The 17251-nt window shown below is 35.1% G+C and carries 16 protein-coding genes, 2 tRNA genes and 1 other annotated feature; all 18 genes read right to left on the reverse strand.

Annotated elements, in window-relative coordinates; all coding sequences use genetic code 11:
• Positions 1-32: 32 nt before the first annotated feature.
• Complete coding sequence (rpoC, locus tag J5G60_RS01230; protein ID WP_150355431.1) at positions 33-3569, reverse strand: DNA-directed RNA polymerase subunit beta'; 3537 nt, start codon at positions 3567-3569, stop codon at positions 33-35.
• Between the two features lie 17 nt (positions 3570-3586).
• Entirely contained in the window at positions 3587-7351 is a 3765-nt protein-coding gene (gene rpoB, locus J5G60_RS01235; protein ID WP_150355432.1) for a DNA-directed RNA polymerase subunit beta, read from the reverse strand.
• 301 nt (positions 7352-7652) lie between these two features.
• A complete protein-coding gene (gene rplL / locus J5G60_RS01240; RefSeq protein WP_150355433.1) occupies positions 7653-8027 on the reverse strand; it encodes a 50S ribosomal protein L7/L12 in 375 nt (124 codons plus the stop codon).
• 28 nt (positions 8028-8055) lie between these two features.
• Positions 8056-8556, reverse strand: coding sequence for a 50S ribosomal protein L10 (rplJ, locus tag J5G60_RS01245; RefSeq protein ID WP_150355434.1), 501 nt, complete (start codon positions 8554-8556; stop codon positions 8056-8058).
• Positions 8557-8590: 34 nt separating this feature from the next.
• Positions 8591-8717: a sequence feature (ribosomal protein L10 leader region), on the reverse strand.
• A gap of 41 nt (positions 8718-8758) precedes the next feature.
• Entirely contained in the window at positions 8759-9448 is a 690-nt protein-coding gene (gene rplA, locus J5G60_RS01250; protein WP_150355435.1) for a 50S ribosomal protein L1, read from the reverse strand.
• Positions 9449-9506: 58 nt separating this feature from the next.
• Positions 9507-9932: a 50S ribosomal protein L11 gene (gene rplK / locus J5G60_RS01255; RefSeq protein WP_150355436.1), complete on the reverse strand. Its 426-nt coding sequence runs from the start codon at positions 9930-9932 to the stop codon at positions 9507-9509.
• 72 nt (positions 9933-10004) lie between these two features.
• Entirely contained in the window at positions 10005-10526 is a 522-nt protein-coding gene (gene nusG / locus J5G60_RS01260; RefSeq protein WP_179978371.1) for a transcription termination/antitermination protein NusG, read from the reverse strand.
• Between the two features lie 43 nt (positions 10527-10569).
• Positions 10570-10800: a preprotein translocase subunit SecE gene (gene secE / locus J5G60_RS01265; RefSeq protein ID WP_150355440.1), complete on the reverse strand. Its 231-nt coding sequence runs from the start codon at positions 10798-10800 to the stop codon at positions 10570-10572.
• Positions 10801-10841: 41 nt separating this feature from the next.
• A complete protein-coding gene (rpmG, locus tag J5G60_RS01270; protein WP_150355438.1) occupies positions 10842-10991 on the reverse strand; it encodes a 50S ribosomal protein L33 in 150 nt (49 codons plus the stop codon).
• A 214-nt stretch (positions 10992-11205) separates the two neighbouring features.
• Positions 11206-12399 carry an elongation factor Tu gene (gene tuf / locus J5G60_RS01275; protein ID WP_150355427.1) on the reverse strand — a complete coding sequence of 398 codons (1194 nt, stop codon included), beginning with the start codon at positions 12397-12399 and terminating at the stop codon, positions 11206-11208.
• 77 nt (positions 12400-12476) lie between these two features.
• Positions 12477-12552 (reverse strand) — tRNA-Thr (locus J5G60_RS01280).
• Between the two features lie 9 nt (positions 12553-12561).
• Positions 12562-12636, reverse strand: a tRNA-Gly gene (locus J5G60_RS01285).
• Between the two features lie 84 nt (positions 12637-12720).
• Positions 12721-13362: an RNA polymerase sporulation sigma factor SigH gene (gene sigH / locus J5G60_RS01290; protein ID WP_150358923.1), complete on the reverse strand. Its 642-nt coding sequence runs from the start codon at positions 13360-13362 to the stop codon at positions 12721-12723.
• A gap of 75 nt (positions 13363-13437) precedes the next feature.
• Positions 13438-13950 carry an NYN domain-containing protein gene (locus J5G60_RS01295; RefSeq protein WP_150358924.1) on the reverse strand — a complete coding sequence of 171 codons (513 nt, stop codon included), beginning with the start codon at positions 13948-13950 and terminating at the stop codon, positions 13438-13440.
• Positions 13947-14774: a 23S rRNA (guanosine(2251)-2'-O)-methyltransferase RlmB gene (gene rlmB / locus J5G60_RS01300; RefSeq protein WP_179978369.1), complete on the reverse strand. Its 828-nt coding sequence runs from the start codon at positions 14772-14774 to the stop codon at positions 13947-13949. The genes J5G60_RS01295 and rlmB overlap by 4 nt, the downstream gene beginning before the upstream one ends.
• Before the next feature lie 70 nt (positions 14775-14844).
• Positions 14845-15270: a Mini-ribonuclease 3 gene (locus J5G60_RS01305; RefSeq protein WP_150358926.1), complete on the reverse strand. Its 426-nt coding sequence runs from the start codon at positions 15268-15270 to the stop codon at positions 14845-14847.
• 107 nt (positions 15271-15377) lie between these two features.
• Positions 15378-16076, reverse strand: coding sequence for a 2-C-methyl-D-erythritol 4-phosphate cytidylyltransferase (gene ispD, locus J5G60_RS01310; RefSeq protein ID WP_150358927.1), 699 nt, complete (start codon positions 16074-16076; stop codon positions 15378-15380).
• A 3-nt stretch (positions 16077-16079) separates the two neighbouring features.
• Positions 16080-17183: a PIN/TRAM domain-containing protein gene (locus J5G60_RS01315; protein WP_150358928.1), complete on the reverse strand. Its 1104-nt coding sequence runs from the start codon at positions 17181-17183 to the stop codon at positions 16080-16082.
• Positions 17184-17251: the final 68 nt, after the last annotated feature.

A 17251-nucleotide genomic window follows, 5' to 3' on the forward strand; every position in this document is an offset into this window, starting at 1 on the left:
TTATCATTTTAGTATTATTATGTCAATAATTATCAAGCTTCTTGTTGATTCTCTAATTTTTGATCCGCAGATTCATTTTCAGTATTGATTTTTATAGATCTATACCTAGTCATTCCAGTTCCCGCAGGTATAAGTTTACCTATAATTACATTTTCCTTCAATCCTAAAAGCGGATCCGTCTTACCTTTTATAGCTGCATCTGTAAGGACTCTTGTAGTTTCCTGGAATGAAGCCGCCGAAAGAAATGATTCTGTTGCCAAAGCCGCTTTGGTTATACCCAAAAGTGCTACCCTTCCCTGAGCAGGCTTTCCACCATTTGCTTCAACTTTAGCATTTTCATCTTCAAAATCAAACATATCAATCATAGTTCCAGGCAATAATTCTGTATCTCCCGAATCTTCTATCTTAATCTTTCTTGTCATTTGCCTTATCACCACTTCAAGATGTTTATCATTTATGTCAACGCCCTGTAGTCTATAAACTTTTTGGACTTCTGACAGAAGATAATTTTTAACGCCCTGAACTCCTTTTATTCTCAATATATCATGAGGATTCACAGACCCTTCTGTTATTTCATCGCCAGCACTTATTACATCGCCATTTGACACTTTAAGTCTCGATCCAAATGGTATATCATAGACTACTTCTTCTCCTGTACTCGTAATTACAGATACACTTCTCTTCTTTTTCGTTTCTTCCATCTTTACAGTTCCTGAAACCTCGCTTACTATTGCCAAACCTTTTGGTTTCCTAGCTTCAAATAATTCTTCAACCCTTGGAAGACCTTGAGTTATATCAGATCCAGCAACTCCACCAGTGTGGAAAGTTCTCATTGTAAGCTGTGTACCAGGTTCTCCTATACTCTGTGCCGCTATTATCCCCACTGATTCTCCAATATCAATTTTCTTGGCTGTAGCCATATTCATACCATAACACTTAGCACATACTCCATGTCGAGATCTGCAAGTAAATACGGATCTGATTTTTACTCTCTTTATACCCGCATCTTCTATTTTATGTGCCATTTCGGAATCCATGTAAGTGTTTCTTGATACCAACACATCGCCTGTTTTTGGATCCTTAATATCTTCTGCAGAATACCTTCCTGTAAGCCTTTCTGACAAACTCTCTATGACTTCATTTCCCTCTTTTATTTCTGTTATATCATAGCCTTCATGAGTACCACAATCTTCCTCTCTTACTATAACATCCTGACTCACATCTACGAGCCTTCTAGTAAGATATCCTGAATCTGCCGTCTTTAGAGCAGTATCTGCATTACCTTTTCTTGCACCATGGGTGGATATAAAATATTCAAGTACATCCAATCCTTCCCTGAAAGAGGATCTTATTGGAAGTTCTATTATCTTCCCCGAAGGATTTGCCATAAGTCCTCTCATACCTGCAAGCTGCTTAATCTGACTCTTAGATCCTCTTGCCCCTGAATCAGCCATCATAAATATCGGGTTAAATTTATCCAGATTATCCATCAGCGCATCAGCTACATCTTCCGTGGTTTTAGTCCATTTCTCTATTACTCTCTGATATCTCTCTTCTTCAGATATAAATCCTCTTCTGTACATTTTTTCTATCTTATCAACAGCCTGATCCGATTCATCCAGAAGTCTCTTTTTAGCATCAGGAACCACCATATCTGAAGTGGAAACAGTAATACCACTTATAGTTGAATAATGGTACCCTCTGGCTTTTATCTTATCGAGCATTATAGATGTCTGAGTAGCTCCATGTTTCATATAACATTTATTTATTATTTTACCTAGGTTTTTCTTAGCTACAAGAAAATCAATTTCTAATTTAAATTCATTTCCAGGTATACTTCTATCTACAAATCCTAAATCCTGCGGTATAGATTCATTAAATATTATTTTTCCAGGAGTAGTATCAATTATCCCACTAAAGTATTTTCCATCTTTAACTTTTTTCATCTTTACCTTTATCTTGGCATTAATGTCTATTTGCCTTAACTCATACGCCATTATCGCTTCTTCAGGTGAGCAGAACATCCTGCCTTCTCCCACAGCGCCATCTTTTTCCGCTGTTAGATAGTAGGATCCAAGTACCATATCCTGTGTAGGAACTACTACTGGTTTCCCATCTGAAGGTTTTAATATATTATGGGCAGCCAACATTAAAAATCTGGCTTCGGCTTGGGCTTCAACTGAAAGTGGGACATGTACTGCCATTTGATCACCATCAAAATCCGCATTGTATGCTGTACAAGCAAGTGGATGAAGTTTTATAGCTCTACCTTCTACAAGTACAGGTTGAAAGGCCTGAATTCCTAATCTATGGAGGGTTGGAGCACGATTTAAAAGTACTGGATGATCTGATATTACCTCTTCTAATACATCCCATACTTGAGTCTGAACTCTTTCCACCATCCTCTTAGCACTTTTAATATTATGGGCTAAACCACTTGCAACTAACTTTTTCATCACAAATGGTTTAAATAGTTCTAAAGCCATTTCCTTAGGCAACCCACATTGATACATTTTGAGCTCAGGTCCAACTACTATAACAGAACGTCCAGAATAATCCACACGTTTGCCAAGTAAATTCTGTCTAAATCTTCCCTGTTTTCCTTTAAGCATATCAGACAATGATTTTAATGGTCTGTTACCCGGTCCTGTCACCGGCCTTCCTCTTCTTCCATTATCTATAAGAGCATCCACTGCTTCCTGAAGCATTCTCTTTTCATTTCTTACTATTATATCCGGTGCTCCTAAATCCAATAATTTTTTGAGCCTATTATTTCTATTTATAACTCTTCTATAAAGATCATTTAAATCCGATGTGGCAAATCTTCCTCCATCTAACTGTACCATAGGTCTCAAATCCGGTGGTATTACAGGTATAACATCTATAATCATCCAATCTGGCTTATTGCCTGATTTCTTAAAAGATTCAACTACCTCAAGCCTTCTTATTATCCTTACCTTTTTTTGACCTGTGCTGTTTTTCAAATCTTCCTTTAATCCTGCAGATAGTTCATCAAGGTTTATTTCTTCCAGAAGCTTTTTGATAGATTCTGCTCCCATACCTGCAACAAAATTTTGTTCTCCATACTTATCTACGGCTTCCCTGTATTCTTTTTCTGTAAGGAGCTGTTTTTTTAAAAGCTGAGTTGCTTTTGGCTCTAAAACTACATATGATGCAAAATACAATACTTTTTCCAATGCTCTCGGTGACATATCCAAAATGAGTCCCATACGGGATGGTATTCCCTTAAAATACCATATATGCGATACTGGAGCCGCAAGTTCTATATGACCCATTCTTTCACGTCTAACTTTTGCCTTAGTTACCTCAACACCACATCTGTCACAAACTATGCCTTTGTATCTGATTCTCTTATATTTACCACAATGACATTCCCAGTCCTTAGTTGGTCCAAAAATTCTTTCACAAAACAAACCATCCCTCTCAGGCTTTAATGTCCTGTAATTTATTGTCTCAGGCTTTTTTACTTCACCTCTTGACCACTCTCTTATTTTCTCCGGTGAAGCTAAACCTATCTGTAGTGCATCAAAATTATTTAATTCAAACAAGGGTACATCCTCCCTTCCTAATGTTCATCATTAAAATCATCTATTCCCAGATCATCTAAATTCAAATCCTCATAATTCAAATCCAAGCCTTCGTCAGTGTCATTATTGGCATCCTCATCGTTGTTCTTCTCATCATTATCATCGTTCTCATTACCGTCGTTCTCATTACCGTGATCCTCTTGACTCTTTCTGTTGTAATTATCTTGAGACGATGCTGCAAAATCTTCATTTCCCTCTATATTAACATCCAAACTTTCCATTTCATCATCTACAGATTCTTTAAGTTTGATTTCCTCATTGTCATCATTTAATACTTTCACATCCAAGCATAGAGCCTGTAATTCTTTTATAAGTACTTTAAAGGATTCTGGTACACCAGGTTCTGGTATATTTTCACCCTTTACAATAGCTTCATAAGTTTTAACTCTTCCAACTACATCATCAGACTTAACTGTCAGTATTTCCTGAAGAGTATGTGCTGCACCGTATGCTTCCAAAGCCCATACTTCCATTTCTCCAAATCTCTGTCCTCCAAATTGCGCTTTACCGCCTAAAGGCTGCTGAGTTACAAGAGAATATGGTCCTGTGGATCTTGCATGAATCTTGTCATCAACTAAATGTGCCAATTTTAGAATGTACATATATCCTATGGTTATAGGCCGATTAAATGGTTCCCCTGTTCTACCGTCATATAATATTGTCTTCCCATCTTCTCTATAACCTGCTTTCTTGAGGCAGGCTATTATATCTTCTTCTCTTGCCCCATCAAAAACTGGTGTTGCTATATGCCACCCTAACTCACTGGCAGCCAACCCAAGATGGACTTCAAGCACCTGACCTATATTCATACGAGAAGGTACTCCAAGTGGATTTAAGCATATCTGCAAAGGTCTACCATCTGGTAAAAAAGGCATATCTTCCTCCGGCAGCACCCTGGATATAACACCTTTATTACCATGTCTACCTGCCATTTTATCTCCAACAGATATTTTACGTTTCTGAGCTATATAACATCTAACAAGCTTATTGACCCCCGGTGAAAGCTCATCTCCATTTTCTCTTGTAAATACTTTCACATCTACAATTATACCTGATTCACCATGAGGTACTCTAAGAGAAGTATCTCTTACTTCTCTGGCTTTCTCTCCAAATATAGCTCTCAAAAGCCTTTCTTCTGCCGTAAGTTCGGTTTCACCCTTAGGAGTTACTTTCCCCACTAGTATATCTCCGGCTCTCACTTCAGCACCTATTCTTATAATTCCTCTTTCATCTATGTCTTTTAATGCATCTTCTCCTACATTTGGTATATCTCTGGTAATTTCTTCAGGCCCAAGTTTTGTATCCCTGGCTTCAGATTCATATTCTTCAATATGGATTGAAGTAAATACATCCTTTTTTACCAGTTCTTCAGATATAAGCATGGCATCTTCGTAATTATATCCTTCCCAGGTAGTAAAACCCATTCTGATATTTTTACCAAGAGCTATTTCGCCTAGATCCGTGGATGGTCCATCCGCTAGAACTGTTCCCTTTTGAACAATTTCACCATTTTCAACTATAGGTCTCTGATTTATACATGTGCCCTGATTAGATCTTTGGAATTTGAGAAGTCTATAAATGTCTGTTCCTCCATCAGAATCCCTTTTTACCCTTATTTCATTGGCACATACATAAGAAACTACACCTGAATTTTTTGCTTTTGGAAGTACTCCTGAATCCACAGCTGCTTTATATTCAATACCTGTTCCCACAATGGGTGCCTGAGGTTTCAAAAGAGGTACCGCCTGTCTTTGCATGTTGGATCCCATAAGTGCACGGCTTGCATCATCATTTTCAAGAAATGGTATCATAGCAGTTGCAACTGAAACCAACTGTCTTGGAGATACATCCATATAATCAACATCTTCCGCTGGTACTACAATAACATCTTCCTTATCCCTAACCGTAATTCTGTTATCTATAAAACTGCCGTCCTCTTCTATAGGTTCATTCGCCCGTCCTATCAAATACTGATCTTCTTCATCTGCTGTCATATATACAATTTCATTGGTAACTCTTTTATTTTTTTTGTCTACTTTCCTATAAGGAGTTTCTATAAAACCATATTCATTAACTTTTGCATAAGATGCAAGAGAATTAATAAGTCCTATATTTGGGCCTTCTGGTGTCTCTATTGGACACATTCTTCCATAATGTGAATGGTGAACATCCCTCACCTCAAAGCCAGCTCTCTCTCTGGAAAGTCCCCCGGGTCCCAATGCTGATAATCTTCTTTTATGAGTAAGTTCTGAAAGTGGATTAGTCTGATCCATGAATTGAGAAAGCTGAGAGCTTCCAAAAAATTCTTTTATAGCTGCCGATACAGGCCTTATATTTATTAAAGCCTGAGGTGTTATAACCTCCTGATCCTGTATGGTCATTCTTTCTTTAACTACTCTCTCCATTCTTGAAAGACCTATTCTAAATTGATTTTGAAGTAATTCTCCTACTGATCTAAGTCTCCTATTCCCAAGATGATCTATATCATCGACATTGCCAATGCCATAAGTCAATCCTAACTCATAACTGACCGTAGCATAAATGTCATCTTTAATTATATGTTTGGGAATTAAATCATGAATATGCTTTGATATCTGTTCCTTTACGCTATCTTCATCACTGTAATTATCCAAAATTTCCTTTAATGTAGGATAATGTACACTTTCTTTTATGTTTAAATCATCTATGTTAAAATTAACAAAATTACGTATGTCTACAAAATGATTGCCTATCACTCTAAGAATTATATCCTCAACTTGAATATCTACTATATTTACTCCGCATTGTTGAATCTCTATAGCTTTTTCTCTACTTATTCTTTCGCCTTTTTGTACAAGTATCTCACCAGTCTGTGGGTTTACCACATCTTGCGCTGATATTTGATTAGTTATTCTAATATAAAGTGCTAATTTTTTATTAAATTTATATCTTCCCACTCTGGAAAGATCATATCTTTTAGGATCAAAAAATAAGGATTCAATAAGTGACTGAGCACTATCCACTGTAGGTGGTTCTCCTGGCCTAAGTCTCTTATATATTTCAAGCAATGCTTCTTCATGTGTCTTAGTATTATCCTTTTCGATTGTAGCTTTTAATCTTTCATCCTCTCCAAAGAAATTAGTGATTTCTGCATCCGTACTATATCCCATAGCTCTCACAAGAATAGTTATAGGTAATTTTCTGGTTTTATCTATCCTCACATATATTATGTTATTAGAATCAGTTTCATATTCTAACCAAGCTCCTCTATTGGGTATTACCGTTGAAGAAAAAAGATTTTTACCCGTTTTATCAACAGATACATCATAATATACACCTGGAGATCTTACAAGCTGACTGACTATAACTCTCTCCGCTCCATTAATTATAAAAGTTCCTTGTTCTGTCATCAGAGGGAAGTCTCCCATAAAAACTTCCTGTTCTTTAACTTCACCGGTTTCCTTATTAAGTAATCTTACTTTCACCTTTAAAGGTGCTGCATAAGTTGCATCTCTCTCTTTGCACTCTTCTACAGAATATTTGATATTATCCATATCTAATTTATATCCCACAAACTCTAAATTAAGGTTTGCAGTATAGTCTTGAATAGGATTAATATCATCGAATACTTCTTGTAAGCCTTCTTTCAAAAACCAATTGTAAGAATCTAACTGTACCTCAATTAAATTAGGCATATGCCCTATTTCTTTAAGTCTGGAAAAGCTCATTCTTGTTCTTTTACCAACCTGGACAGGATGTACCATTGATTTTCACCCCTTGTATAAACTAAAAATAACCAAAAACATTCATTTAATTCGTATATGTATGTTTATGGACTTATTATTGCCATCAAACTATTATAACCTTTTTTTTGTAATTAATTCAAATTATTCTATATATAATACATTTTACATTAATTCTGCAACTAATCAATGCAATTTATCATGTTACCATAATACATATAATTTGTCAATAATAAATTTTCATAATTTCACAAAAATATTCTTGAAACAATAAAGAGGCACTTTAAACTAAAGTACCTCTTTATGTGAGTATCTTGAATTTCTACTTTAACTCTATCTCAGCTCCGATTTCTTCAAACTTAGCTTTTAAAGCATCAGCATCCTCTTTACTTACTCCTTCTTTTATTGGTTTAGGAGCACTATCAACTAAACCTTTTGCATCCTTTAATCCCAATCCTGTTACTTCTCTAACTGCCTTTATAACTTTTATTTTTTCTTGTCCTACTGCTTTAAGTATCACATCAAATTCAGTTTTTTCCTCTGCCGAATCTGCAGCACCTGCTGCACCACCTGCACCTGCTACCGCCACTGGAGCTGCTGCACTTACTCCAAACTCCTCTTCACATGCTTTTACTAATTCATTTAATTCTAAAACACTCATCTCTTTTATAGCTTGAATGATCTCTTCTTTACTCATTAATGAACACCTCCAAAATTTCTTTAAATTAATCTTCCTGTGATTTCTGTTTTTCTGAAATTGCATTTAATAAATATACAAAATTTGATAATGGAGCCTTGAAACTTCCAAGTAATTTTGCAATAAGAACATCTTTAGGTGGTATCGTAGCAAGTTGTTTAACTTTATCTATATCAAATATTTCTCCTTGAACAACTCCACCTTTTAGCTCCAACATCTTATGATCTTTTGAAAAATCGTTGAGAATTCTTGCCGGTGCAGCCGGATCATCATATCCAAATGCTGTCGATACTGGCCCTGAAAAAATATTTTCTACTTCATCAAATCCCAATTCTTTCGCAGCTAACTTAGCCAGTGTGTTTTTAAAAACTTTATATTCCACACCTGCTTCTCTCAAATTTTTTCTGAGTTTTGTATCTTCTTCTACAGTGAGCCCCTGGTATTTAGCAAATATTATACTCTGAGCTTTCCTCATCTTTTCTTCAATTTCTTTAACTTTAGCTTCCTTTAATTCTCTATTTTTTCCCACTGTGTATCCACACCTCCTCACAGTTTAACTTCATAACGCATAAATAAAAGCCTCCCCTTAGACACAGAGAGACCAAATAACTCTATATTGGAATCCTGAATAGGTCGGGCTTCCCGTTATGCTTTTGCACCTATCGTCTACGGAGTATTTACTTATTAAACTGTTAGTATTATATACGAATTGATTATTTAAGTCAATATTTTTATTCAAGGACCTTTGCAGAATTTATTTTTATTCCGGGACCCATGGTACTTGATAATACTACAGACTTTAAATATTGTCCTTTAGCTGCTGCAGGTTTTGCTTTTACTACAGCTTCCATTAACGTATGAAAATTTTCCAATAATTTTTGCGGTTCAAAAGAACTCTTTCCTATAGGAACATGAATTATAGAAGTTTTATCAACTCTATACTCAACCTTACCTGCTTTAATTTCCTCTATTGCTTTCACAACATCGAATGTAACCGTACCGGATTTTGGATTTGGCATTAATCCTTTAGGTCCAAGTATTCTACCTAATCTACCTACAATTCCCATCATATCAGGTGTAGCTACAACTACATCAAAATCAAACCAATTTTCATTTTGGATCTTCTGAACATACTCATTTGATCCAACATAATCAGCTCCCGCATTTTGAGCTTCTTCAACTTTGGCGCCTTTAGCAAATACCAATACTCGAACTTTTTTACCAGTTCCATGAGGTAAAACTACTGCTCCTCTAACCTGCTGATCTGCATGTCTCGGATCTACCCCAAGCTTTAAGGCCAATTCTATAGTTTCATCAAATTTCGCCTTAGATGTCTTTACAGCAAGTTCAATAGCTTCTGATGGCGCATACAATGCACTTTTGTCAATAAGTTTAACGCTTTCTTTATATTTTTTTCCCATTTCAAATCCTCCTTAGTGGTATTAACGGCATATCTTGCCTCCCACATATTTAAGTCGCCTATTCTTCTACAGTTATTCCCATACTTCTTGCAGTACCTGCTATCATTTTCATAGCAGTCTCAATGGAACCAGCATTCAAATCCGGCATTTTTGTTTCAGCAATCTGCTTAAGCTGTTCTTTAGTTACCTTTGCAACTTTAGTCTTATTAGGAACTCCAGAACCACTTTCTATTCCTACTGCTTTCTTAAGTAATACTGCTGCTGGTGGAGTCTTTAGTATAAAGCTGAAAGATCTATCCTGATATACAGTAATTACCACTGGAATTATCAATCCTGCTTGACTTGCAGTCTTGGCATTAAATTCCTTGCAGAAGCCCATAATATTTACACCATGCTGTCCAAGTGCTGGTCCAACTGGTGGGGCTGGTGTTGCTTTACCTGCAGGAAGCTGAAGTTTTATCATTCCTACCACTTTTTTAGCCATAAATATACACCTCCTATTATGATTATACGAAAATAATATTTCCGCCTATTTAAAACTTTTACCTTTATAACTTTATTCTATTTTTTCTATTTGATTAAAATCAAGCTCAACAGGGGTCTCCCTGCCAAACATATTGACTAAAGCTTTAATTTTTTTCTTTTCAGTATTTATTTCTTGGATAACAGCTAAAAAATTCTCAAGCGGTCCGGATTTTACCTTTACATTTTCACCTATTGATACATCTATATTTACGGGTTTTTCATTGATTCCCATATCCTTTACCTCTTCATCAGTAAGTGGAACAGGCTTAGAACCAGGGCCAACAAAACCTGTGACTCCTCTAGTATTTCTAACTATATACCAAGAATCATCAGTCATTACCATATGTATTAAAACATATCCCGGGAATACTTTTTTTAATGTTATTTTCTTTTTGCCATCTTTGATCTCAACTTGTTCTTCCATAGGTACTTGAACATCATCTATCCAATCATATAGTTCTCTATTTTCTATAGTTTTCTCAAGATTAGCTTTAACTTTATTTTCATAACCAGAATATGTATGAACCACATACCATTTAGCTTTATCTGCCATAATTCTAGGGACAATACTTAGTCCCTGCCTCCTTTTTTTATTCTTATTTCAAAATGTTTTTAGCTAAGGAATTAAATCCGAAATCTATTATCCCGACAATTATTACATAAATACTACAAAATACTATAACCGATATTGTAACCTTTTTTAAATCTTCTTTAGAGGGCCATGTTATTCTTTTAAATTCAGCTACCAATCCCTTAAAAAAATTAAAGAATCCGCCTTCAGGTGTGACCTGTTTTTTAACTTTTTTTGCATCATCGTGCGCAGCCATTTTATTCACATCCTCAAATATTTTAATATATGCCTCTCTATCTACCTAGTTTCCTTGTGAACTGTATGTTTACGACAAAATGGACAATACTTTTTCATCTCTAGCCTATCTGGATCATTTTTTTTATTTTTAGTTGTATTATAATTCCTCTGTTTACAATCCGTACATGCCAGTGTTACTTTTACTCTCACTACTTTCACACCTCCTGGTATATAATTCAAGTATATAATCATTTAAAAACTTACACTCTTAAATTATGCATTACTTATTTACTTTATCACAACTTAATTTTTATGTCAATTATATTAAAAACCCATTAAACAAAACCTTTAATAACATCGTAGATAAAAGGTAAAAATTCATTATTTCCAAAAGGACTAGGTCGAGATACCCAGTCCTTAAAAATTACTCAACTATTTTAGTTACGACACCAGAACCAACTGTTCTTCCGCCTTCTCTTATTGCAAACCTCAACCCTTCATGCATTGCTACCGGTGTTATGAGTTCTACATTCATATCTATATGGTCTCCAGGCATTACCATCTCTACTCCTTCCGGAAGTGCAATGGTCCCCGTTACATCTGTGGTCCTAAAATAAAACTGCGGCCTGTATCCATTGAAAAACGGTGTGTGCCTCCCACCCTCTTCTTTCTTAAGTACATATACCTGACCTACAAATTTCTTGTGCGGGTGTACTGTACCTGGTTTCGCAAGTACCTGACCTCTCTCTACTTCATTCCTCTGTATACCTCTCAGAAGTACACCTATGTTGTCTCCTGCCATTGCCTGGTCAAGCAGCTTCCTGAACATCTCTACTCCTGTACATACTGTCTTCTTCTTCTCCTCTTGAAGTCCTACTATCTCCAGTTCGTCTCCTATTTTTAATACTCCACTCTCTACTCTTCCTGTCGCTACTGTCCCTCTTCCTGTAATTGTGAATATATCCTCTATTGGCATCAAGAATGGTTTGTCTGTCGGTCTATCAGGTGTCGGTATATAATTGTCAACTGCATCCATCAGCTCATATATACATTTCGTCGCTTCTGCATCATCCGGATTCTCCAGTGCCTTAAGTGCACTGCCTACTATTATTGGTACTTCATCTCCCGGAAATCCATATTCACTTAAAAGATCCCTTACTTCCATCTCTACTAATTCCAGTAACTCAGGATCATCCACCTGATCTGCCTTATTTAAAAATACTACTATATGCTGTACTCCTACCCTGCTTGCCAGTAGTATATGTTCCCTTGTCTGCGGCATTGGACCATCTGCAGCACTCACTACCAATATTGCTCCATCCATCTGTGCTGCACCTGTTATCATGTTCTTTACATAATCTGCATGCCCTGGACAGTCTACATGTGCATAGTGTCTCTTATCTGTCTCATATTCCACATGCGCTGTATTTATCGTTATTCCTCTCTCTTTCTCCTCTGGAGCTTTATCTATCTCATCATACTTTGTTGCCGATGCCTTCCCCTCTTTCGCTAATACCATGGTTATTGCTGCTGTCAATGTTGTCTTACCATGATCTACATGCCCTATCGTTCCTATATTTACGTGCGGTTTCGTCCTTTCAAACTTCTCTTTTGACATTATTCTTCCTCCTTGTTTATAACACATTTTATTAAAGTAAACTTACCCTGGTGTGTTGTAAAAAACTCATGTATTATTGGAGCCCATGACCAGGATTGAACTGGTGACCTCCACCTTACCAAGGTGACGCTCTGCCTACTGAGCTACATGGGCAATTTAACTTGGAGCGGAAAACGGGACTCGAACCCGCGACGTCCAGCTTGGGAAGCTGGTGTTCTACCACTGAACTACTTCCGCCCATAAAACCTCTATTATATATCAAAAGTCACATACCGATTATCAATTTTAATACAAGTATATTTTTTTGTCAATATGTAATTTCTATTTATTAATTAAACACTTTTCTAACTTTCTTTTAACTCTCTGCAGTGCGTTATCTATAGATTTAGCGTGCCTGTCTAAATCACATGCAATCTCCTGATAGGACTTACCATCTAGATATGACATAAGCACTTCCATTTCTAAACTCGATAATACCTCACCTATCTCATTTTGTATGTGATTTAATTCCTCCCTGCTAATTATAAGTTCCTCTGGATCTGCTACTTTAGCTTCTGATAGTACATCCAGCAATGTCCTATCAGATTCTTCATCATATATAGGCTTATTTAAAGAAACATATGTATTTAACGGAATATGCTTCTGCCTAGTAGCAGTCTTTATAGCTGTTATTATCTGTCGGGTTACACAAAGCTCAGCAAAAGCTTTAAACGATGACAGTTTATCCGATTTAAAGTCTCTTATAGCCTTATATAAGCCTATCATGCCCTCTTGATAAATGTCTTCCTTATCTGCTCCAATCAAAAAATATGATTTTGCCTTAGATTTAACAAAATTCTCATATTTACCTATTAAATATTCTTGAGCCCTTACGTCCCCTTTTTTAGCTTCAACAATTACTTCTTCATCTAATTTTTCTGCAAAGGGGGAAATTTGTTTACTATTAAGACCTGCACTCTCCAAGATATCCCCTCCAAAACAAATATAAACCACACATTTTAATTATACATTAGAAATAAATTTACAGTCAATAGATTTTTAGTGACTTTTACGAATCTTTTCAAGTTTTTCCAGCATATCCTTTTCTATCCTGTCTTCTAGAGTATGTTTTTTCTCCGAATATTTATTTTGAATTTTATTTTTTATTTTTGATTCTATATTCTTAACTTCATGATAAAATTCAATAGAAGACATTCTCACCGCACCCCTTTGAAAAGTAACTTGCTGTTCTAAAGAATCAGAAGTAACTACAAAAACTTCATTTTTACGTCCTATATTATTCACTGTTTTTTCTATAAAAGAATCTGCAGTTTCACTTTCCTTGGTGAACACTACTATAACATTCTTATTTATTTTTTCTTTTTTCCCCAAGCTTCCTATAACCATATGGGCATCAAAAACTATAAAAATCTTATATCCTTTGTAAACTGCATAATTGCTCAACATTTCTATAAGTTCATGTCTTGCAGATTCAAAACTATACTTTTTTATATGATTTAATTGGGGCCAGCTATTTATTACATTATATCCATCTACGAAAATATTTCTCAATTTTTATCACTTTTTACTCTTTGTTTTAATATCTCATACATAAGTATACCACCTGCCACAGAAGCATTCAATGAAGCTATATTGCCATACATAGGTATTTTTACTAACATATCACATTTTTCTTTGATTGATTTTGATATTCCCCTTCCCTCGCTTCCTATAACCAAAGCAACAGCTCCATTAAAATCAACATCAAAACAATAGCTCTGCCCATTCATATCCGCACCATATACCCATATATTTCTTTTTTTAAGTTTTTCTATTATATTATTTAAATTTGTAACCTTGCATATTTTCATATACTCTACTGCTCCTGCAGAAGACTTATACACAGCAGGTGTAATACCCACATTTCTTCTTTTGGAAACTATAATTCCATGTACACCACATATTTCTGCAGTTCTTATTATAGAACCAAAATTATGAGGATCTTCTATTTCATCTAATACAATTATAAAAGGAGGCTCTCCCTTTTTTTTAGCATATTCTAATATATCCTCAGCTTCACAATACTTATATGGGGTTACTTGAGCAATTACCCCCTGGTGAGCTCCCGTTTCCGAAATCTTATCTAATTTTCTTCTATCCACTCTCTTTACTACTATATTTTTTTCCTTTGCCATGGCAATTATGACTTTTGAAGATCCTGATATACTTCCCTCTGCAATAAATATTTGTTCTATAGTTTTGCCATTATCAGATTTCAAAGCCTCAATAACTGCATTTCTTCCCTCTATTAAATCTTCTCTAAAATTACTTTTATCATTTAAATTTGCCTTTTTACTAATATCTTTGTATTTTTTAACATTAAATTTATTTTTCATAACCATACCTTTTCTATTTTTATTTTGAGCTTTTATCCTCCTGATAACATTTCCCAGTAAACAAAGCCGTTTAAAATTTCCCTTCGCTTTCTAACATAATTATAGATCTAAATAAAAAATTCAATCTACCCAATCTTCCTGTTAAATATAAAAAACCCACTAGAGTTTCAAATCCAGTAGCAAATCTATATTCCTGTACATCTGCATTTTTAGGAACCGTTCCCGACTTAGCATTTCTCCCTCTCTTAAAGAAATACATCTCCTCTTCAGATAACTGTGTTTCCAATTTCTTTATAATCTCACTTTGAGAATGAGCTTTTACAAATTTTACGGCTTTCACGTGAAGATTATGCACTTGCATATCTCTATACTTATACACCAAATATATTCTCACAAATGTTTCATATACTGCATCTCCCACAAAAGCAAGTGTCAGAGGGCTTATTTGCTTTACACTGCTGCTATCCCATTTCACATCAAATAAATTATCTTCCATTTCAATCTCCTATTTCCAAGTTATCAAGTATCTGTTATGTTTAGGTGGAGTCTTTCCCTATAATAGATAATAGCCTTTACATAAACAATTATATATCTCAATTCACATTAATGACCTTCTTCTATATTCTCCAACATACTCTCTGCCACATTTAAATCCTCAGGTGTAGTTATCTTTATATTATCATAGCTTCCTTCATATAAATAAACCTTATTCCTACAATACTCCACCACCATGGTATCATCAGTAGCCTGAATTTTTTCTTCAATAACTGTTTTATGGCAATCATAAATCAAATCATATTTAAAACATTGAGGGGTTTGAACTAAAAAAAGTCCTTCTCTACTCAAAGTACCTTTGGAAAATCCATTTTTGCCTTTACTCTTTATCGTATCCTTGGGTTTCATTCCACAGGCACATGCTCCATACATATTGGCATATCTTATTCCATCTTTAATAATCTTTTCAGTTACAAAAGGTCTTGCTCCATCATGGATTAAAACAATATCGCAATTCTCCAAAGCCTTTAATCCATTAAACACTGAATTTTGACGTTCTCTTCCCCCCTCAACTATCTTTTTAACTTTATTCAAATTATATTTTTCAACTACATTCTTTCTGCAGTATTCAATTTCATTTTTTGCGCAAACCACTACAATATTATCTATGAAAGAATTCTTATTGAAAGCATTTATAGAATAATACAACAGCGGCTTACCTTTAATATAAATAAACTGTTTATTGACATTACCTTTCATTCTTTTTCCCCTGCCAGCTGCTACAATAACAGCACAGTTTTTGCTCATAGATCATATATCTCCTTTTTGCTTTGCAAATATCATCCTTCCCGCTGCTGTCTGTAAAACAGATGTAACTACCACATCCTTTGTTTCTCCTATTGATTTTTTACCTCCCTCTATGACTATCATTGTCCCATCATCCAAATAAGCTATACCCTGTCCTGATTCTTTACCATCTTTAATTATCTGCACTTTCATTTCCTCTCCTGGAAGAACCACTGGCTTCACTGCATTTGCCAATTCATTTACATTAAGAACTGGAACGCCCTGGAATTCTGCAACTTTATTTAAATTATAGTCATTGGTAACAACTTTTCCATTCAAAACTTGAGAAAGCTTTAAAAGCTTACTATCCACTTCTTCTATCTCGGGGAAATCTTTTTCATATATTATTACATCAATATTTAATTCCTTTTGAATTTTATTTAATATGTCCAATCCCCTTCTACCACGAGTTCTCTTTAATCCATCTGAAGAATCAGCTATATGTCTCAGTTCTGCCAATACAAAATTAGGTATGACAAGGGGTCCTTCTACAAACCCAGTCTGACATATATCAAATATTCTTCCATCTATTATGACAGATGTATCTAAAACCTTAGGATATCCCTTATGTTCATTTCTATTCTTCTTCTCTTTACCACTTTGAAACCTTCGAGAACTTATATTAGAAATCAAAGACATAAATTCTTCTCTCTTTCGTATGGCAATATTGGCACCCAATGCAGCCATAAGTATAGCTACTACTACCGCCAATATAGCACCTACAATTGGAACCTTAGACAGCAGATCCAGAAACACCACTGACACAAGAAGTCCTATTAATGCCCCTACAACCCCAAATAGTATCTCAGTTGCAGGAATTTTTTGAAGACTTTTCTCAACATAGTCCATTACCTTCATAATAACAGAATTAATCCATGGCGATATTAAAAACATTATGATTCCAAAAATTGCCGTCAATATAATTAAAAACAAAATTTTTTTTACAGGACCGTCATATAAATAATTTATTGTGGAAAAATAAGTGGAATCTATGGCACTTTTTCCCACAAGATATCCTAATATTAAGCCTATTATTGTAAAAAGTCCTCTAAGTATTTTTTTTAACAATAGACTCACCTCCTCTATACTAATTAAATTATATTTTCTTTTAACAATCCTTTTAACAATTAATATAT

It is taken from the genome of Clostridium sp. HV4-5-A1G (genome assembly GCF_900184915.1).
Classification (GTDB): Bacteria; Bacillota; Clostridia; order Clostridiales; family Clostridiaceae; genus Clostridium_B; species Clostridium_B aromativorans.